This is a genomic window from Kamptonema formosum PCC 6407 (assembly GCF_000332155.1).
GTDB lineage: Bacteria > Cyanobacteriota > Cyanobacteriia > Cyanobacteriales > Microcoleaceae > Kamptonema > Kamptonema formosum.
In genome coordinates this window covers 753143-769472 of record NZ_KB235904.1, presented here as the reverse complement: position 1 = coordinate 769472, position 16330 = coordinate 753143, and the positions used below count along the sequence as shown (strand labels likewise).

Below are 16330 nucleotides of genomic sequence, written 5' to 3'. Positions count from 1 at the left end.
GAGACTATTTAATGAAACTTCGCCTCAAACTAAATCCCCAATTTTTGCTCCGAGTAGCGACAGGACTAGGTATTGCTACGCTGTTATCAATATCAGTTAGTGGACTAGCATTTTTGAGCGTTATGCGTACCTTAGAAGCTAATCGAAGCGTACAGAAAAAAGTAGAAACCATAGATCGACTCGGCCAGATTTTAAATAACCTTAGAGATGCTGAAAATGGACAGCGTGGCTATATATTAACTGGCGAAAATAGCTATATTGATTATTACACCAGTGCCGAACTCAATCTTGACCAATGCTTTGAATTACTCCGGCAATTTCTAGCGAATGAACCCGCAATAAATCGCCAACTAGATGACCTTCAGCCTTTAGTAGAAAATCGTTTAGAGCAAATAAATGATACAATTAAACTGCGGCGTAGCCAGGGATTAGATGCAGCTCTGTTGGAAATTAAGCGCAATCAGGATGCCCAGAAGCTGAGCAATCGAATTCGTGTAGCAGTGAAAAACATTGACGCACAAGAAAGGGCAGTATTATTCGAGCGACAGCAGGAAGCTGGTAGTAGTTTACAGCGGTCGATAATTGCTTTTGTAGGCGGTTCCGTCTTCAATTTACTAATTTTTACTTGGGTTTTTAGGTTGATTTATGACGAAATATTTAAACGGAAACAAACTGAAATTCAATTAAAAGAAGCCAAGGAAGAAGCGGAACAAGCTAAACTTGCTGCGGAAGTAGCCAACAGTGCCAAAAGTGAATTTTTAGCTAATATGAGCCATGAACTCAGAACTCCTCTTAATGGTATTTTGGGCTATGCTCAAATTCTAATTCGCTCAAAAAATATTCAAGAAAATGAACTAAAAGGCTTAGAAATTATTCAGCAGTGCGGTTCTCATTTACTTACCCTGATTAATGATATTTTAGACCTCTCTAAAATCGAAGCAAGGAAAATGGAACTAGCTCCTAATGAATTCCATTTTCTAGCATTCCTTCAAGCGGTCAGTGAAATTGTCCGCATCAAAGCTGAACAAAAAGGAATTGCTTTCATTAGCCAATTTGACCCCGCACTCCCGATCAGCGTACAAGCTGATGAGAAACGCTTACGTCAAGTTTTGATTAATCTTTTGGGTAATGCTGTTAAGTTTACGGATAGAGGCGGTGTTACTTTCAAAGTTGGCGTAATTGAATCATCTACGATTGAGCCAGAAGCAAGCACTCTCAATGCTGTTAACAAAATTCGCTTTCAAATCGAAGATACTGGTGTAGGAATGAGCGAAGAACAAAGGCAAAAAATCTTCATTCCTTTTGAACAAGTTGGCGAGACTAAACGAATGGCAGAAGGTACAGGATTGGGTTTAGCGATTAGTTCTAAGATTGTGGAAGTCATGGGTAGTAAGATTTGCGTGACTAGCCAACTAGAACAAGGTAGTCAATTTTGGTTTGATTTAGATTTACCTTGTGCTAATGAATTTACATTAAAACCTACTTGGGATTTAAAAGGGGTAGTTGTAGGCTTTACAGGCAATAAACGTAAAATATTAGTTATAGATGACCGCTGGGAAAATTGTTCAGTGATTGTGAATTTACTGACTCCCATCGGTTTTGAGGTATTTGAAGCTGCTAATGGTGCTGAAGGATTAGCAAAAGCCACTGAATTACTGCCCGATCTGATTATTACGGATTTAGTTATGCCGGTGATGGATGGGTTTGAATTGCTGCGTCGCTTACGAAATTCAGAGACATTAAAAGATACAATTGTAATCGTTTCTTCTGCGAGTGTTTTTGAGACAGACCAATATAAAAGTTTAGATGCAGGTGCTAATGCTTTTTTACCTAAGCCTGTACAAGTCTCAGAATTATTTGAATTATTGCAGAAAAAGTTAGATTTGTCTTGGGTTTATGCAGAGTCAAAGACTCCTCAATCTCCTCCCGAATCAACTCCTAAAATATCTGCTGTTGAATCTTTGGCGATTCCACCAGCAGCATTGATAGAAGATTTGTACGATTTAGCAAAGAAAGGTAATGTGAAAGGGGTGATCCAAAAAGCAGAAGAATTAAAAAAATTAGATGAGCAATGGATACCCTTTGCTGAGGAAGTATGTAGATTAGCTAAAGGGTTTCAGGAAAAACAACTTAAGTCATTCTTAACTAACTATTACAATCCGAAAGGAGAGAATTCTTTGGCGAGTTAATTAAGTTTCTGCAAAGGGATATCTTAATCTGAAATGAGGATATTGAGCTAATTTTAGCAGTGCGATCGCCATACTGTGTTTGCTGTCTGAAGCGATCGCCAAAATAGCGTCGATCTGGGTTGTCGGGGTCGTATCGAGATAGAAAATTTCAACATTTTATTTAACCTAAAATTTCTCACTATTTCAACTTAAACTCATCAAATTTCACAACCTCTGACTCCGGTTTCCGCGTATCAAAATAATAACTGCTAACAACACCCGCCGCCGTATCAAAAATACTAAACACTGTAAGATCGTTACTAGCAATATAAGGCATTGGCTGACCATCTTCTCCCAAAACAGGCGCAATAGTTGGCATTACAGGTTCTAAGCCATTTGAATCGCCAATAGGAACATATTCCTCCTGATAACCTGGAGGTACAAATCTCCGCCTTTCACCCATAGCCGCAGGATAACTATTCCCAACATTAGAAGTCTCTAAAAAGTGCATCCCACTAGGACTAATAAAGCGATTCCACAGATGACTATGACCGTAAAATACTAACTGCACATCAGCATTTTCTAACAAGGGGATGACATCGCGAATAATGTAATCATTTTCTTTTGGATATTCATAGCGAATCATTTTAATCTCGCCATTATCATCGCGGTCAATAATCTGCACGGGGTCAGTGTAAGCAGGTACAATATTATCACCTAAAGTATGGGGGGGATGATGAAACATCACAACCTTATATTTTGCCTGCTTAAATTCTTCACTATTGAGTTCTTCCTCAAGCCAATTATATTGAGCGCTACCCTTGACAATTGGCTCATAGATATGCTGTCCGTAACCCCAATTCTCAGGGTGATTAAAATCGCGATCTGGTTCCCGATATCTGCCTTTAGCGTCAGCATCAAGACTAGGAGTGCGCCACATATTTGTAATAAACAAAACTACTAAACGCACATCACCGAAAGTTACAGCATAGTATTTTTTCGGACTAGGTAAAGTAAAAATTTGCTCGTAAGTATCAGTGTTAAAAGAACTATCCTTTAACTCACCTATAACTAAATTTTCTTTTGCTCCTCTTGGCGATTTTGCACTTTCTTTATTATCTTTATTATCTTTATTCTCCCACTTGGGGTCAGATTTAGATGTTAATATTTTTTGAGTCGCAAAACGGGGGAAAGAATTATTAAACTGATCTTTTAACGTGCTATTTTTGGAAAATCTACCCATGACTTCGTGATTGCCAAGAGCAGTAAATAAGGGTGCATTTTGAATCAATTCACCACCCGTGTAAACTGTTTTAATCCCGTTTTTATCTAATTCTGCAAAAGCGCGACCTTGGAGACAAGGGAAAAAAGCACGACCGCGAAGATCGTCAAACCATTCTGAGGCACGACCAGGGATATTAGCTAAATCTCCAGCTATAAAAACAGCATCAATTCTATCAATTGTTTCAGTTGCTTTTTGCAGATTGGCAGCTACCATCGGCATCACTTGATGGTCAGATGTAAGTAAAATTTTTAGGGGAGTTTCTGGTGTTGGTTGAGGTGAGAGAGTAAAGGTGCGACTGGTAATATTTTGACCGTTTTCAGCTTCACTTTTGACCTGATAAGGAATGCGAACACCGGGAGTTAAACCAGTTACTTTTGCTTCGTGTCGCCAAATATCTCTAAGTATTAATTTATTGTCAACTGCGCCTTTTTTTACTGCCTCTGAAACGCTGGAATCTTGGTCTTCGTAAGTGCGGTTGAGTTTAGTTGTGGTGGCAGTTACAATTTGATTTAAGTTTTGACCATAAGCTACGGTGTGGCGGATACCGGCAAATTCAGTAAACCAGACAACTCTTACTGAATTTGCGGTTGGGAGTTGTAGAAATGGGTCGGTTAGTAATTGGGGTTGGGTGGAAAGAGCTTGCATGATTAGACTGAGGAAGATTACGATTAAAAATAGTACAGCAAAAATCCACAGATTTCGAGCTGAACCTCTGGGAGTTGAAAAATCCGGGGGCGTTAGCATAAGTAAAAGAACACAATTAAATGTAACGTTCTTATGACCTTATGGCAAATGCAATGAAGCAGTCCCAAGCTTTTGCGATTGCTTCGTTTCACTCGCAATGACAGGCAATATAAATCTTAACCTACTGGTTAATTTTAGATTGTAAATGCCATAATTTATGTCAAAATTAAGAAAGACGATCGCAAGTCAAAGAAACTATCTCAATTTGACAAACCTATTTTAAGCTAGAATAAAAAGTGCTTATCTGCTAGGAGCAGCCTAAGACGTAATTTAAACATTCTTGTTTCTAGTCGAGAGACGGCGTATATTAGCTGGTAAGTATTGTAGTATTTTGTGTAAACCTTATTATGTCATTAATTGTTCAAAAATACGGTGGTAGTTCCGTCGGTACAGTTGAACGCATTCAGGAAGTAGCAAAGCGAGTTGTGAAGGCGGTAAAGCTTGGTAACTCTGTAGTTGTCGTGGTTTCGGCAATGGGTAAAACCACTGATGGTTTGGTAAAATTAGCTAAGGAAATTTCCAGCAATCCCAGCAAGCGGGAAATGGATATGTTGCTATCGACGGGCGAACAAGTGTCGATCGCACTTTTGAGTATGGCATTGCAGGAAATGGGACAACCGGCAATTTCGCTAACGGGTGCTCAAGTTGGGATTGTAACTGAAGCTGAACACACTCGCGCTCGGATTTTACAGATTAAGACCGATCGCATTGAACGGCAATTAGAAAGCGGTAAGGTGGTTGTCGTCGCTGGTTTTCAAGGAATCGCGATCGCGGGGGATTTAGAAATTACGACTTTGGGGCGCGGCGGTTCCGATACTTCGGCCGTAGCGCTAGCGGCGGCCTTAAAAGCTGACTGCTGCGAGATTTATACTGATGTTCCCGGAATTTTGACGACAGATCCGCGCATTGTCCCGGATGCAACATTGATGTCTGAGATCACTTGCGATGAGATGCTGGAATTGGCGAGTTTGGGCGCGAAAGTGTTGCATCCGCGCGCGGTGGAAATCGCTAAAAACTACGGCGTACCGCTGGTTGTGCTTTCTAGCTGGAGTGACGAGCCCGGTACGCGCGTGGTGTCACCGCCAGCGGGATCGCGCCCTCTGGAGGGTTTGGAGTTGGCGAAAGCGGTGGATGCAGTGGAGTTTGACTTAAATCAGGCGGCGGTGTCGCTGTTGCGAGTACCCGATCGCCCTGGGGTGGCGGCGCGGTTATTTGGCGCGATCGCACTGCAAAATCTAGATGTAGACTTGATTATCCAGTCGATTCACGAAGGTAATACCAATGATATCGCTTTTACGGTGACGCAGAATTCGCTTAAGCAAGCGGCGGCCGTAGCAGATGCGATCGTACCATCTTTGGGCAAAAATTCTGACCCAGAACTGGGAGAACCGGAGGTAAGGGCGGAAGATCGGGCGATCGCAAAAATTAGCATTGCCGGCGCGGGGATGATCGGCCGGCCCAAGGTAGCATCGCAAATGTTCAAAACCCTAGCGGATGCTGGGATTAACATTCAAATGATCTCGACTTCCGAGGTGAAAGTTAGCTGCGCGATCGCTGCTGCGGACTGCGATCGCGCTGTTACCGAACTCTGCAAAGTTTTCGAGGTTGTCAGTTCTCCGCTGACCGAGGTTTCTACTACTCCTAAACCCCCTGCGGTGCGTGCAGTTGCTTTAGATATAAATCAAGCACGTTTAGCAATTCGCCACCTCCAGGATCGTCCTGGGATGGCAGCAAAATTATTCGGACTTTTAGCTGAAGAAAACATCAGCGTTGACATGATTATTCAGTCCCAACGATGTCGCAATATCGACGGAATTTTAACTCGCGATATTGCTTTTACTGTAGCACAAATGGATGTGGAAGCTGCTAGAGAAACGCTGGAAAAAGCCGCTAGTGAATTTGGCTGGGGTGAAGTCGCAGTTGATATCGCGATCGCTAAAGTTAGCGTAGTTGGTTCGGGAATGGTAGCCAATCCGGGAGTAGCTGCAAAGATGTTTGAAGCGTTATCACAGCACAAAATTAACATTCAAATGATTGCTACTTCCGAAATCAAAATTAGCTGCGTTGTGGATGAGGCACAAGGCGTAATGGCATTAAAAGCAATTCACTCAGCTTTTGCTCTTTCTGGTAGTGAAAAAATCCAAGTTCCGGCTTAATTTTTGTTTGTAGTAAGGGCTAAAGCCCTTACTATGAAATCATCTCTGATTTGATCGCTTTTAGGACTTACGCATTGACAAAATAGCTCAATGCGTAAGTCCTATGAGGGTTCCGGCGCTGAAGTTGGTGATGGCTCAGAGGACGGAGAAACGGAGGGTTCCGGCGCTGAGGTTGGTGATGGCTCAGAGGACGGAGAAACGGAGGGTTCTGGTTGAGGTGAGGATTCCGGTGACAATGGCGTAGATGGTTCCGGTGTTGATGTTGGTGATGGCTCAGATGATGGCTGAGTTGACGGCTGCGGTTGAGGCGAACCAGTTGGTGATGGCTGAGTTGACGGCTGCGGTTGAGGCGAACCAGTTGGTGATGGCTGAGTTGACGGCTGCGGTTGAGGCGAACCAGTTGGTGATGGCTGAGTTGACGGCTGCGGCTGAGGCGAACCAGTTGGTGATGGCTGAGTTGACGGTTGCGGTTGAGGCGAACCGGTGGGTGATGGCTGAGTTGACGGCTGCGGTTGAGGCGATGGAGTTGGCCCGACAGGAAGTGAAGCGCAGATTTTCTCATCATACTTAAAGTCAAAAACCAACGGGTACAGCTTCGGATTGCTGCTTGCTGGAAATTTATAAGTGGTAGCAGCATTTCTGGCTGCCAGATTGAGAATGCTATAACCTTGTGTTGCTAACAGTTCAGGAACAGCAGCGATCGCACCTTCCGGCTTGACAACTACCCCATAAATAACTCTGTCCTCAAGTTTTTGGGAACAGGCTTCTTTGGGGTAAGCCACTGGTACAGAAACGTACCGCGTCGGTTCCAAATTAGGATAAGCCTGCTGAAATCTGAGCAACAGAGAATTATATGTATTGACAAAAGCGATATTCTTTTCATCTGTTGCTGAAGTTGAGCCGCCTTGAGTACCAGCGTTCGGCGTTTGTCTAGCCTGACGTTCCGCCTCCATCTTTTGCCGCATTGCAGTTACTAAAGGACTTTCTGCCAGCCGATTTCTCTTAGTCGGATCTTGCACTGTTGGCGAAGGCGTTGTCGCAGCAGGATTTGTCCCTGAATCTGGAACTGTTGGGGGAACCTGTTTCGGATCGGGATTTGCAGCCGTTTTATTTGGGTTAGAGGCGTTTCCCCCTTGGGGAAAGTCTTCGGGTGTGTAGATTCTCGGAGGGTCAAACTGCGGTCTTCTATTATCTGTATTTCCTAGCCGCTCTAGGTCGCTTTCCATTTGGGGATCTGTTCGGCCTGGGTTCGGTTCTGGCAGAGGAAATCCTTGCAACGGTGGGGGTGGAATCACAGGATTTGGCTGCGATCGCAGGGAAGGCGGATTGATGAATGAGGGAAAATTTGGGGTTGGCGCAAATGCAGTTTGATTAGAGGGTGGGGGCGAATTTAATGGGGGTAAAGGCGCTGTGGGCGAAACAAAAGATGGCATCCCCGGCGGTAAGGAAGGTAACTGAATATCAGGGGGTTCCGGGGGCAAGGGTGGTATTAAATTAGGGGGTGCTGGAATGGGTGATATTGAAAATTGTGGTGGGGAGATTGGGGAAGGTAATGTTTGCGGTAAGCGCTTCATTTCTTCGGGAGTTAATTCCAGTACCTCAACTTTGCCGGCAGACTTTGGTTGTGGGGAAAATATGGATAGTACAGGGGCGCTTACTCCCAGTATTCCGTGAATGCCTACAGAGGCGATCGCTGCCCACCATGTCGGTTGGCGCAGTTGTTCAGTTAGACCAGTAAAGAGGGATGGAGAGTAAGACATACTAAATTGGGAATTGGTAATTGGTAATTGGTAATTGGTAATTGGTAATTGGTCAAATCGGTTACAGAATCCGTTGCCTAATTGATAATTTTTCTGCTATTGGGAGTGTTAATAATAATTTTGGATAATGAAATCAGCATCTTAGCATGGTTTATCTGGGAGTTGCCGGAGCTGATTTTAGGATGAGAGAGCGGTCTGGACTACCCTTGAGGGAAATAGGGTAATTTTAAGTGGGGCGATCGCGCAGTAGGTAATCAACTACTAGAGTGGGTAATGCGATTGGTTCTACCACAAAATGGCGATCGCTCAACTCATACCCCTGGAATAGCGCCGAAACCTACTGGTAGACACAACTTACTATTAAAACTACTACATCAGACTAATAGAGCGCTGTTTCCAATTTTGTTACGCGATCGTCTCTCTGAGTTCAGCCATATAGCAGTTGCCAAGGCAGTTAGGACATTCTGAATTTAAAACCCTGATTCTAAACCCTTCTTCCGTCTTCCCTAGCCCCTAGCCCCTAGCCCCTAGCCCCTATTAAACCGCCTTGGCGGTTGCCATACATCTTGATTACCACCGATATCGATGGCGCTTAAAGGGCGCACCCTCGAAACTGAGTACCTCTAGGGGGTAAATGGGGGCACCGCTTGCCATGTAATAAATCATTTCCCGCACTTCCTCTCCCCGTAGGGACAGTCGATCTAATTCTTTGAGAGAATACCATTGTGCGCCCAAGGTATATTCGTCAGGTTTGCTTTTGGGGGGGGTGCTGTCTTCTGGGCGGGCGACGAAAATTACTCTAACACGAGATCTACCCTTGGGCATGACTGTATGCTCAAAGCGGAGAATTCCTTCGAGTACGATGGGGATACCTGCTTCCTGTAAAGTGTTTCGCTGTGCTGCTTCCAGCAGGTTCTCTCCTGGTTCGACTCGGCCCGCAGGAAGATACCACTGCTGCTCATGCTTGCGCTCGTGTACCATTAGAAAACGGTTTTCTAAGTGAACGACAACTAGGGTAAAATACCATGTAGGAATTGGCTCGCGAGCCATAGAATCTTAGCTCAGTTGGATGTAAAGATCGGTAAACATATCCTGCAACTATAGTAGGGCTTTGGTGCGATCGCCAGTTTTCTAATATAAGATTTAGGCGAAGCGATCGCGAAACCCATAAACAGGGGGTTTTGAGATTCCTCCGTTTTTGAAGTGCTGTTGCTGAAATTTGAGGGGTGCGATCGCTCTTTACCTTTGCTGAGTCTCCACTTTATAATCGAGTACCCGCACTCAGCGATCGGGATACTGAAAGTATACTGATGGCAATATTCCCCCTATCTTTATTCCTCACTCACCGTTGTACTTAAACCTGCGGCTAAGTAAATCTGATGCGCTACCAAATGCCAGATAATTCCAATACCAATTACTCCCAAACCAACTAACCAGACTTGCCAATCCAGACAAAAAGCCAAAACTACGGAAGACAAAAGAGCTATCCAAGTTATTCCTATTGGATACAAACGTTCGTAATATAGGATAGGCAACACCTAGCTTAAAATCATAGCACAATTTACTCAAAAATTACTACCAAAAAAATCGATTGCATCCTTTAAAGCTGCAATAAATACATCAATTTCTTCACGAGTATTGTAAAAATACAAACTCGCCCTTGCACTAGCTCTAATACATAAATAACGGTGCAAAGGCTGGGTGCAATGATTACCAGCGCGAATCGCAACTCCCGCTTGGTCTAACATCTCAGATAAGTCATGAGGATGCAAATCTCCAACATTAAAAGCGGCTAAAGCTGCTCGACCTTCCCCATTAATATCAGGCTTCGGGCCATACAGCTTAATATCGGGAATTTCGCGCAATTTTTGGAAGAGATAAGCAGTCAATTCTACCTCATAAGCATGAATTTTATCCATACCAATGTTAGTTAAATAATCGACGGCTGCACCCAGAGCAATCGCCTCCCCAATTGCCGGAGTACCCGCCTCAAACTTATGGGGTAAATCGGCATAGGTAGAATGGTCAAGAAATACGTCGGCAATCATCTCACCACCGCCCATAAATGGAGGCATTGACCGCAATAAATCTAACTTGCCGTAAAGAAACCCAATGCCTGTAGGAGCGCACATTTTGTGACCAGAAGCTACTAGCCAATCACAATCTATTTCTTGCACATCTACGCTCAAATGTGGTAAACTTTGACAACCATCAATTAAAACTTTTGCACCATAATGGTGAGCGATTTGGCAAATTTCTTGGACGGGATTAATGCAGCCTAGAGTATTAGAAACGTGAACTACAGATACTAATTTAGTTTTGTCTGAAATTAGCTTTTTAAATAGTTCTAAATCAAATTCTTGGGTGTCGGTAAGTTCTACAAACTTCAGCACCGCGCCTGTTCTTTTTGCCACAAATTGCCAAGGGACAATATTGCTGTGATGTTCCATCACTGAAAGGATGATTTCATCCCCTGGTTCTAGATTACTAAATCCCCAAGAATAGGCGACTAAATTAATCGCTTCACTGGCATTGCGGGTGTAGATGATTTCTTGACGAGAAGCAGCATTTATAAAGGCAGCAATCTTGTCTCGCGCCGCTTCATAAGCATCTGTAGCTCTACCGCTGAGCGTATGCGCTCCTCGATGCACGTTAGAATTATCTTGCTGGTAATAATCCCGGAGAACATTGAGGACAGCTAAAGGCTTTTGAGAGGTGGCTGCATTGTCTAAATAAACCAGCGGTTGACCGTTAACGTCCTGTTGTAAAATTTGGAAGTCGGGGCGAACTTTAGATGCTAGGGTTTTTTCTTGAGTGATAGTCATTTTTTTGGTAATAGGTAATGAGGAATTAAAACTTTATGCTTCAGTACCGCCGGAGGTTAAAACCCCCGTCTAATAGTTAAAGTCGGTTGAAACCGACTGAAAACTTTAGTTAAAAATCGCTTGATGTTTAGTCCTCTTAATAGGACTTTAGCGATGAGACGGGGTTTTAACCCCAGCGGGTTGACAGCTTAGCAGGGAGGAAAATTAAGTACGACTCGCGACAATACGAGCCAGCATTACCCGCACCGCAGCCACAGGTAACTGATTGAGAATTTCGGCTGCAAAGGCATCAATTAACAAATGCCGACTGGTTGTTTCATCTAAACCGCGACTTTGCAGATAAAACATCTCATCATCTTCTAATTGACTGACAGTTGCACCGTGCGAACACTTAACATTATCCGCAACAATTTCTAACTGAGGCTTAGTATCAACCCGTGCTTTTGGTGATAGCAATAAATTGCGGTTTAGCTGTCCTGCATCAGTCAATTGTGCAAGCTTCGGTACAAAAACTTTGCCGTTAAATACAGCATGAGCTTTATCATCAACAATGCACTTATGTAGTTGGCGACTCATGCCGTGAGGATAATTAAAACCGATTACACTGTGAGTATCTGCCAACTGTTCGCCGCCAATTAGGGTTAAACCATTTAGCGTTGTCTCAGTTCCCTCACCTGCCTGAGTAACTTCTAAATTATGCCGCGATATTTTCGCACCCAAGCTAATAGCATGGCAGGTATAACGGCTATGTCGAGATTGCGATATCGTACTCTTGCCAATATGAAAGGCATCTCCACCTTCCCGCTGAATGCGAAGGTGATTAACAGTAGCATTTTCACCAACTACTATCTCTGTCATCGCATTCGTGAAAGTAGAAACATTGCCAATGGTTGCATAATCCTCAACCAATGTGATACTACTACCTGGTTCAGCTATTACTAAACAATGTGGCTGGCACATCACTGGAGTTGCACCAGCAATAGTAAAAAATAGCAAATGAATAGGAGTATCAATCGCCTTATCTTGGGGTACAAATACCACCGCCGCATCCACTAAACCCGCTATATTTAGAGCAGAAAAAACTTCACTTTGCTGCTGGTGCTTACTCAAATGCTCTCTAATTCGAGCATGGTAAGGGCCAGGTGCATTAGATAAATTTCCGGCATAAAACTCTAGCGCCAAAGTTGGCAGTAGGGAGGATTGAACGCTGGATAATTGGGGGGCATAATAACCATTGACGAATACTAATCGTAATGGCAAATCCTCCTTAGAGCTGACGGGTAAAGTGATATCAGACAAACCAATATCTAACTGCTTATTTTCAGCTACCTGAAAAGGAATTTCTAACAACGGCGACAAATTTGTAAACCGCCATTCCTCATCTTTTGTAGTTGGAAAAGCAGCAGCAAGCACGTACTCTGTTGCTATATCCCGCAAATCTTTTAACCCGTAAGCGCAAGTTTCACGCTTACCTTTACCAAGTTGGCGAAACTGACTAACTAAATTAGGTAAAAACTTTTCTCGATTAATAACTTGTGTAGTCATCGCGCCGCCACCTCTGATGCTTCAGCTTCTACTACCCAATCATAACCGCGTGCTTCCAATTCCAGCGCCAAATCTTTATTGCCAGTAGTCAGAATTCGCCCGCCTTCCATGACGTGAACATAATCGGGGACAATGTAATTTAACAACCGCTGATAATGGGTAATTACTAACATGGCATTCTCAGCATTTGCTAAGTGATTTACGCCAGTTGCGACAATTTTCAGCGCATCGATATCTAAACCCGAATCAGTCTCGTCTAAAATTGCTAATTTCGGTTCTAATAGCGCCATTTGCAGAATCTCATTCCGCTTTTTCTCGCCGCCAGAAAAACCCTCATTCACGCTGCGGTCGAGAAAAGCTGGATTCATCTTGACAATCTCCAGCTTTTGCTCTACTAAATCTTGAAAATCAAAAGTATCAAGTTCTTCTAATCCCTGATGCTTGCGACGGGAATTGTAAGCTACGCGCAAAAAGTCAAGATTACTCACTCCCGGAATTTCCAAGGGATATTGGAAAGCCAAAAATACACCCGCTAAAGAGCGTTCTTGCGGTGATAATTCCAGCAAATTTTGTCCCAAGAAAATTACCTCGCCACCCGTGACTGTATAAGCAGGATGACCAGCTAAAATTTTAGAAAAAGTGCTTTTCCCAGAACCATTTGGCCCCATAATCGCGTGAATTTCACCTGCTTTAATTTCTAGGTTCAAACCTTTAAGGATTTTCGTCCCATCAACATCAGCCGTTAAATTCTGAACTGACAATATAACTTGACTATTTTCAACAATCATTTCTCTTTTTTTCTCCTTTGCGCCTTCTGCGCCTTTGCGGTTCAATTTTACTTCACTTAAGAAGCATTCTAGTAGTTGCTTTTTTCATCTAAATTAACCCTCTTGATGAGGATGAAGGTGGGCAAAGCCCACCCAACAATTAACCAACACTGCCTTCTAACTTCAAGCTCAATAACTTGTCAGCCTCCACAGCAAATTCCATCGGCAATTGATTGAAAACATCCTTACAGAAACCGCTAATCATCATCGAAATCGCATCCTCTGGGGAAATTCCCCGTTGTGCAAAAAAGAACAATTGATCCTCTCCAATCTTGGAGGTAGAAGCTTCATGCTCAACCTTCGCGGTGTGATTTTGCACTTGAATATAAGGGAAAGTATTAGCCTGAGCATTATCGCCAATCAACATGGAATCGCACTGAGAATAATTCCGAGAACCCTTAGAATTGGGGCCCATTTTCACCAAACCACGATAGCTATTGGATGATTTTCCCGCCGAAATCCCCTTAGAAATAATTGTACTGCGGGTATTTTTGCCAATATGCACCATCTTAGTACCGGTGTCAGCTTGCTGCTTGTGATTGGTCAGGGCTACTGAGTAAAATTCTCCCACAGAATTGTCACCTACGAGCACGCAACTGGGATACTTCCAAGTAATTGCCGAACCGGTTTCAACTTGCGTCCAAGAAATCTTAGAATTGACTCCCTGACACAACCCGCGCTTGGTGACAAAGTTGTAAATGCCGCCTTTACCATTTTCGTCGCCTGCATACCAATTTTGCACTGTTGAATATTTGATGTCAGCATTATCTAATGCTACCAATTCTACAACAGCGGCGTGTAATTGGTTAGTATCAAACATCGGGGCGGTGCAGCCTTCCAAATAGCTAACACTGCTACCTGCTTCGGCGATAATTAATGTGCGTTCAAATTGCCCAGAATCGCCGTTATTGATGCGAAAATATGTAGATAATTCCATCGGGCATTTTACGCCTTTGGGAATATAGACGAAGGAACCGTCGCTAAATACGGCAGAATTGAGGGCGGCGAAGTAGTTATCACCTACGGGGACAACACTACCGAGATATTTTTCTATTAGTTCGGGGTAGTCTTTGACTGCTTCGGAAATCGAACAGAAAATTACGCCATCTTTGGCGAGTTTTTCTCTAAAGGTGGTAGCGACGGAAACGCTATCAAAAACTGCGTCAACGGCAACGTTACTAAGCCGTTTTTGCTCAGACAAGGAAATGCCTAGTTTCTCGAAGGTTTCTAACAAAACTGGGTCAACTTCTTCGAGACTATTTAGCTTTTTAGGTTTTTGCCGGGGTGCCGAATAATAAATGATTTCTTGGTAGTTGATGGGGGGGTAGCTGACGTGGGGCCAAGTGGGCTCGGTCATTTTCAGCCATTGCCTATAGGCCTTGAGCCTAAATTCCAGCATGAAGGCGGGCTCATTTTTCTTGGAGGAAATCAGGCGGACGACATCTTCGCTTAGGCCGCGAGGGATGGTGTCTGACTCGATTTCGGTGACAAAGCCGTATTTATAGGGCTGATTGACTAAGGTTTGGACGGTAGCGCTCATTATCTTGTGTTCTCTAGTGTTCTGGACGATTCTCTGCGGATGGCAGACGGTGAAGGCCGTCTGGGTAGAGCTTGTTCTGGGGGAAGGCTCTGGGTTAAACAACAGATTTGTTGCTTAAGTATATTTTAAGCTACATTAACAACAGCGATCTTGTCAAAGTCAAAGAGATTATATTAAGAGTTACCAGGGATTACTTGTCATTGCGAGCCAAGCGAAGCAATCCCAGCCGCAACGAGATTGCTAAGCCCTAACAGGCCGGCTATGCCAACGCTTGGCTCGCAATGACGTATTTTCGTCAAAATGTGTAAATCCTGTATATTTTTGTAAACAAGATGATGACGACTACTCAGCAGCATTCCACGAAACAAGATATCCTGCAATATTTGCTTAGGGAAGGTAAGGGGACGGCCCTAGAGTTGGCGGAGTCTCTGGATGTAAGTCCGCAGGCAATTCGTCGCCACCTCAAGGACTTGGAAACTGAAGGGTTGATTCAGTATCAATCGCTACAGGTAGGGATGGGGCGACCCCAGCATATTTATGAGCTTACAAGTCAAGGGCGCGATCGCTTTCCTAACCGTTATGGCGAGTTTGCAGTTTCCCTTCTTGATACTTTAGCCGAAACTGTGGGCCGTGAGGGTGTGATCGCATTGTTAGAAAAACAATGGGAACGCAAGGCGATGGAATATCGCCGTCTGGTGGGAAAAGGTTCTGTAGAAGAACGGGTAGCGAGGTTGGTAGAACTTCGCAGGATTGAGGGCTACATGGCTGAATGCTATCCTGTAGATGATAGCGATACTCAGAATCAGGGTGCGGGGAATAAATTTATATTTATGGAACATAATTGTGCAATTTCTAATGTTGCTGAGACTTTCCCCAGCGTCTGTGGTAATGAGTTAGAAATGTTTGCAGAGGTGCTGCCAGATTGTACGGTACAGCGGACTCACTGGATTATTAATGGTGAGCATCGGTGCGGTTATTTGATTACCAGTAAATGAGCTAAAAGTGCCAATAGTTCACAATCATATCTATATCCATTACTAATTACTGAAGCTCGAATTACTATGCAACCTTTAGCGCAATTTTTAACAGCAGAAGAGTGTGCGGAAGTTGATATTGCTCTGCTCTCAGCAAAAGAGAAATTTTCGACACGGCTAGCGATTTATGCTTTGAGAGTGCTTAAACAAATAGCACAAGAAACAGGTTTAACTGTGGAAGCGATAACGAATCAGCAGGTAGCAAATTGGATTGAGAAGGATGAAAGTATTAAGCAAGAAATAGAAGTTGATGCTAGTTTTAAGAGCTTTTTTACTAATTTGGTGATTTCATCTTTGCGACCCTTAAAGCAGATTTCCCTAGAAACTGGGGAGTCAATGGATAATTTAACAGTCAAACAAGTGGTTGCGTGGTTTGAAAAAGATGGTAAGATTAGGAGAGAACAGGGTATTGATGCGGCGTTTTTGAAATTGTAAACGGAGCAAAG

12 protein-coding genes are annotated in these 16330 nt (G+C 43.6%); 4 read left to right on the top strand and 8 right to left on the bottom strand.

The genetic code is table 11. The annotated features are described in order from the left end of the window. Positions 1–11: 11 nt before the first annotated feature. Positions 12–2189, top strand: a complete 2178-nt coding sequence (locus OSCIL6407_RS0120290) for a CHASE3 domain-containing protein (protein ID WP_007353146.1) — start codon at positions 12–14, stop codon at positions 2187–2189. Positions 2190–2367: 178 nt separating this feature from the next. Here the strand turns inward: OSCIL6407_RS0120290 and OSCIL6407_RS0120285 are convergent, their stop codons facing one another. After that, complete coding sequence (locus OSCIL6407_RS0120285; RefSeq protein WP_007353145.1) at positions 2368–4197, bottom strand: fibronectin type III domain-containing protein; 1830 nt, start codon at positions 4195–4197, stop codon at positions 2368–2370. 347 nt (positions 4198–4544) lie between these two features. Here OSCIL6407_RS0120285 and OSCIL6407_RS0120280 point away from each other — a divergent pair, with 347 nt between their 5' ends. After that, entirely contained in the window at positions 4545–6353 is a 1809-nt protein-coding gene (locus tag OSCIL6407_RS0120280) for an aspartate kinase (protein WP_007353144.1), read from the top strand. A 101-nt stretch (positions 6354–6454) separates the two neighbouring features. Here the strand turns inward: OSCIL6407_RS0120280 and OSCIL6407_RS0120275 are convergent, their stop codons facing one another. From OSCIL6407_RS0120275 to sufB, 7 genes are all read right to left on the bottom strand, one after another. Continuing rightward, a complete protein-coding gene (locus OSCIL6407_RS0120275) occupies positions 6455–8113 on the bottom strand; it encodes an energy transducer TonB (protein ID WP_019487601.1) in 1659 nt (552 codons plus the stop codon). A gap of 570 nt (positions 8114–8683) precedes the next feature. Beyond that, a complete protein-coding gene (locus tag OSCIL6407_RS0120270) occupies positions 8684–9163 on the bottom strand; it encodes an NUDIX domain-containing protein (RefSeq protein WP_007353108.1) in 480 nt (159 codons plus the stop codon). 281 nt (positions 9164–9444) lie between these two features. After that, positions 9445–9591, bottom strand: coding sequence for a hypothetical protein (locus OSCIL6407_RS35495; RefSeq protein ID WP_019487600.1), 147 nt, complete (start codon positions 9589–9591; stop codon positions 9445–9447). Between the two features lie 87 nt (positions 9592–9678). Continuing rightward, the gene (locus OSCIL6407_RS0120260) at positions 9679–10938 is read right to left on the bottom strand and encodes a SufS family cysteine desulfurase (RefSeq protein ID WP_007353110.1); all 1260 of its coding nucleotides are present in this window, start codon (positions 10936–10938) and stop codon (positions 9679–9681) included. A 204-nt stretch (positions 10939–11142) separates the two neighbouring features. After that, positions 11143–12483: a Fe-S cluster assembly protein SufD gene (gene sufD, locus OSCIL6407_RS0120255; RefSeq protein WP_007353111.1), complete on the bottom strand. Its 1341-nt coding sequence runs from the start codon at positions 12481–12483 to the stop codon at positions 11143–11145. Continuing rightward, complete coding sequence (gene sufC / locus OSCIL6407_RS0120250; RefSeq protein WP_007353112.1) at positions 12480–13271, bottom strand: Fe-S cluster assembly ATPase SufC; 792 nt, start codon at positions 13269–13271, stop codon at positions 12480–12482. The genes sufD and sufC overlap by 4 nt, the downstream gene beginning before the upstream one ends. A 139-nt stretch (positions 13272–13410) precedes the next feature. After that, positions 13411–14850 carry a Fe-S cluster assembly protein SufB gene (gene sufB / locus OSCIL6407_RS0120245; protein ID WP_007353113.1) on the bottom strand — a complete coding sequence of 480 codons (1440 nt, stop codon included), beginning with the start codon at positions 14848–14850 and terminating at the stop codon, positions 13411–13413. 332 nt (positions 14851–15182) lie between these two features. Between sufB and sufR the strand changes: the two genes are divergently transcribed. Both sufR and OSCIL6407_RS0120235 read left to right on the top strand, forming a co-directional pair. Further along, on the top strand, positions 15183–15845 hold the full coding sequence (gene sufR, locus OSCIL6407_RS0120240) for an iron-sulfur cluster biosynthesis transcriptional regulator SufR (RefSeq protein WP_007353114.1): 663 nt from the start codon (positions 15183–15185) through the stop codon (positions 15843–15845). A gap of 66 nt (positions 15846–15911) precedes the next feature. Further along, a complete protein-coding gene (locus OSCIL6407_RS0120235) occupies positions 15912–16319 on the top strand; it encodes a hypothetical protein (RefSeq protein ID WP_007353115.1) in 408 nt (135 codons plus the stop codon). Positions 16320–16330: the final 11 nt, after the last annotated feature.

Bases quoted from the DNA above. Each gene is read 5' to 3' on its own strand.
- OSCIL6407_RS0120290 (WP_007353146.1), top strand. From the start codon at position 12: ATGAAACTTCGCCTCAAACTAAATCCCCAATTTTTGCTCCGAGTAGCG.
- OSCIL6407_RS0120285 (WP_007353145.1), bottom strand. From the start codon at position 4,197: ATGCTAACGCCCCCGGATTTTTCAACTCCCAGAGGTTCAGCTCGAAAT.
- OSCIL6407_RS0120280 (WP_007353144.1), top strand. From the start codon at position 4,545: ATGTCATTAATTGTTCAAAAATACGGTGGTAGTTCCGTCGGTACAGTT.
- OSCIL6407_RS0120275 (WP_019487601.1), bottom strand. From the start codon at position 8,113: ATGTCTTACTCTCCATCCCTCTTTACTGGTCTAACTGAACAACTGCGC.
- OSCIL6407_RS0120270 (WP_007353108.1), bottom strand. From the start codon at position 9,163: ATGGCTCGCGAGCCAATTCCTACATGGTATTTTACCCTAGTTGTCGTT.
- OSCIL6407_RS0120260 (WP_007353110.1), bottom strand. From the start codon at position 10,938: ATGACTATCACTCAAGAAAAAACCCTAGCATCTAAAGTTCGCCCCGAC.
- sufD (WP_007353111.1), bottom strand. From the start codon at position 12,483: ATGACTACACAAGTTATTAATCGAGAAAAGTTTTTACCTAATTTAGTT.
- sufC (WP_007353112.1), bottom strand. From the start codon at position 13,271: ATGATTGTTGAAAATAGTCAAGTTATATTGTCAGTTCAGAATTTAACG.
- sufB (WP_007353113.1), bottom strand. From the start codon at position 14,850: ATGAGCGCTACCGTCCAAACCTTAGTCAATCAGCCCTATAAATACGGC.
- sufR (WP_007353114.1), top strand. From the start codon at position 15,183: ATGATGACGACTACTCAGCAGCATTCCACGAAACAAGATATCCTGCAA.
- OSCIL6407_RS0120235 (WP_007353115.1), top strand. From the start codon at position 15,912: ATGCAACCTTTAGCGCAATTTTTAACAGCAGAAGAGTGTGCGGAAGTT.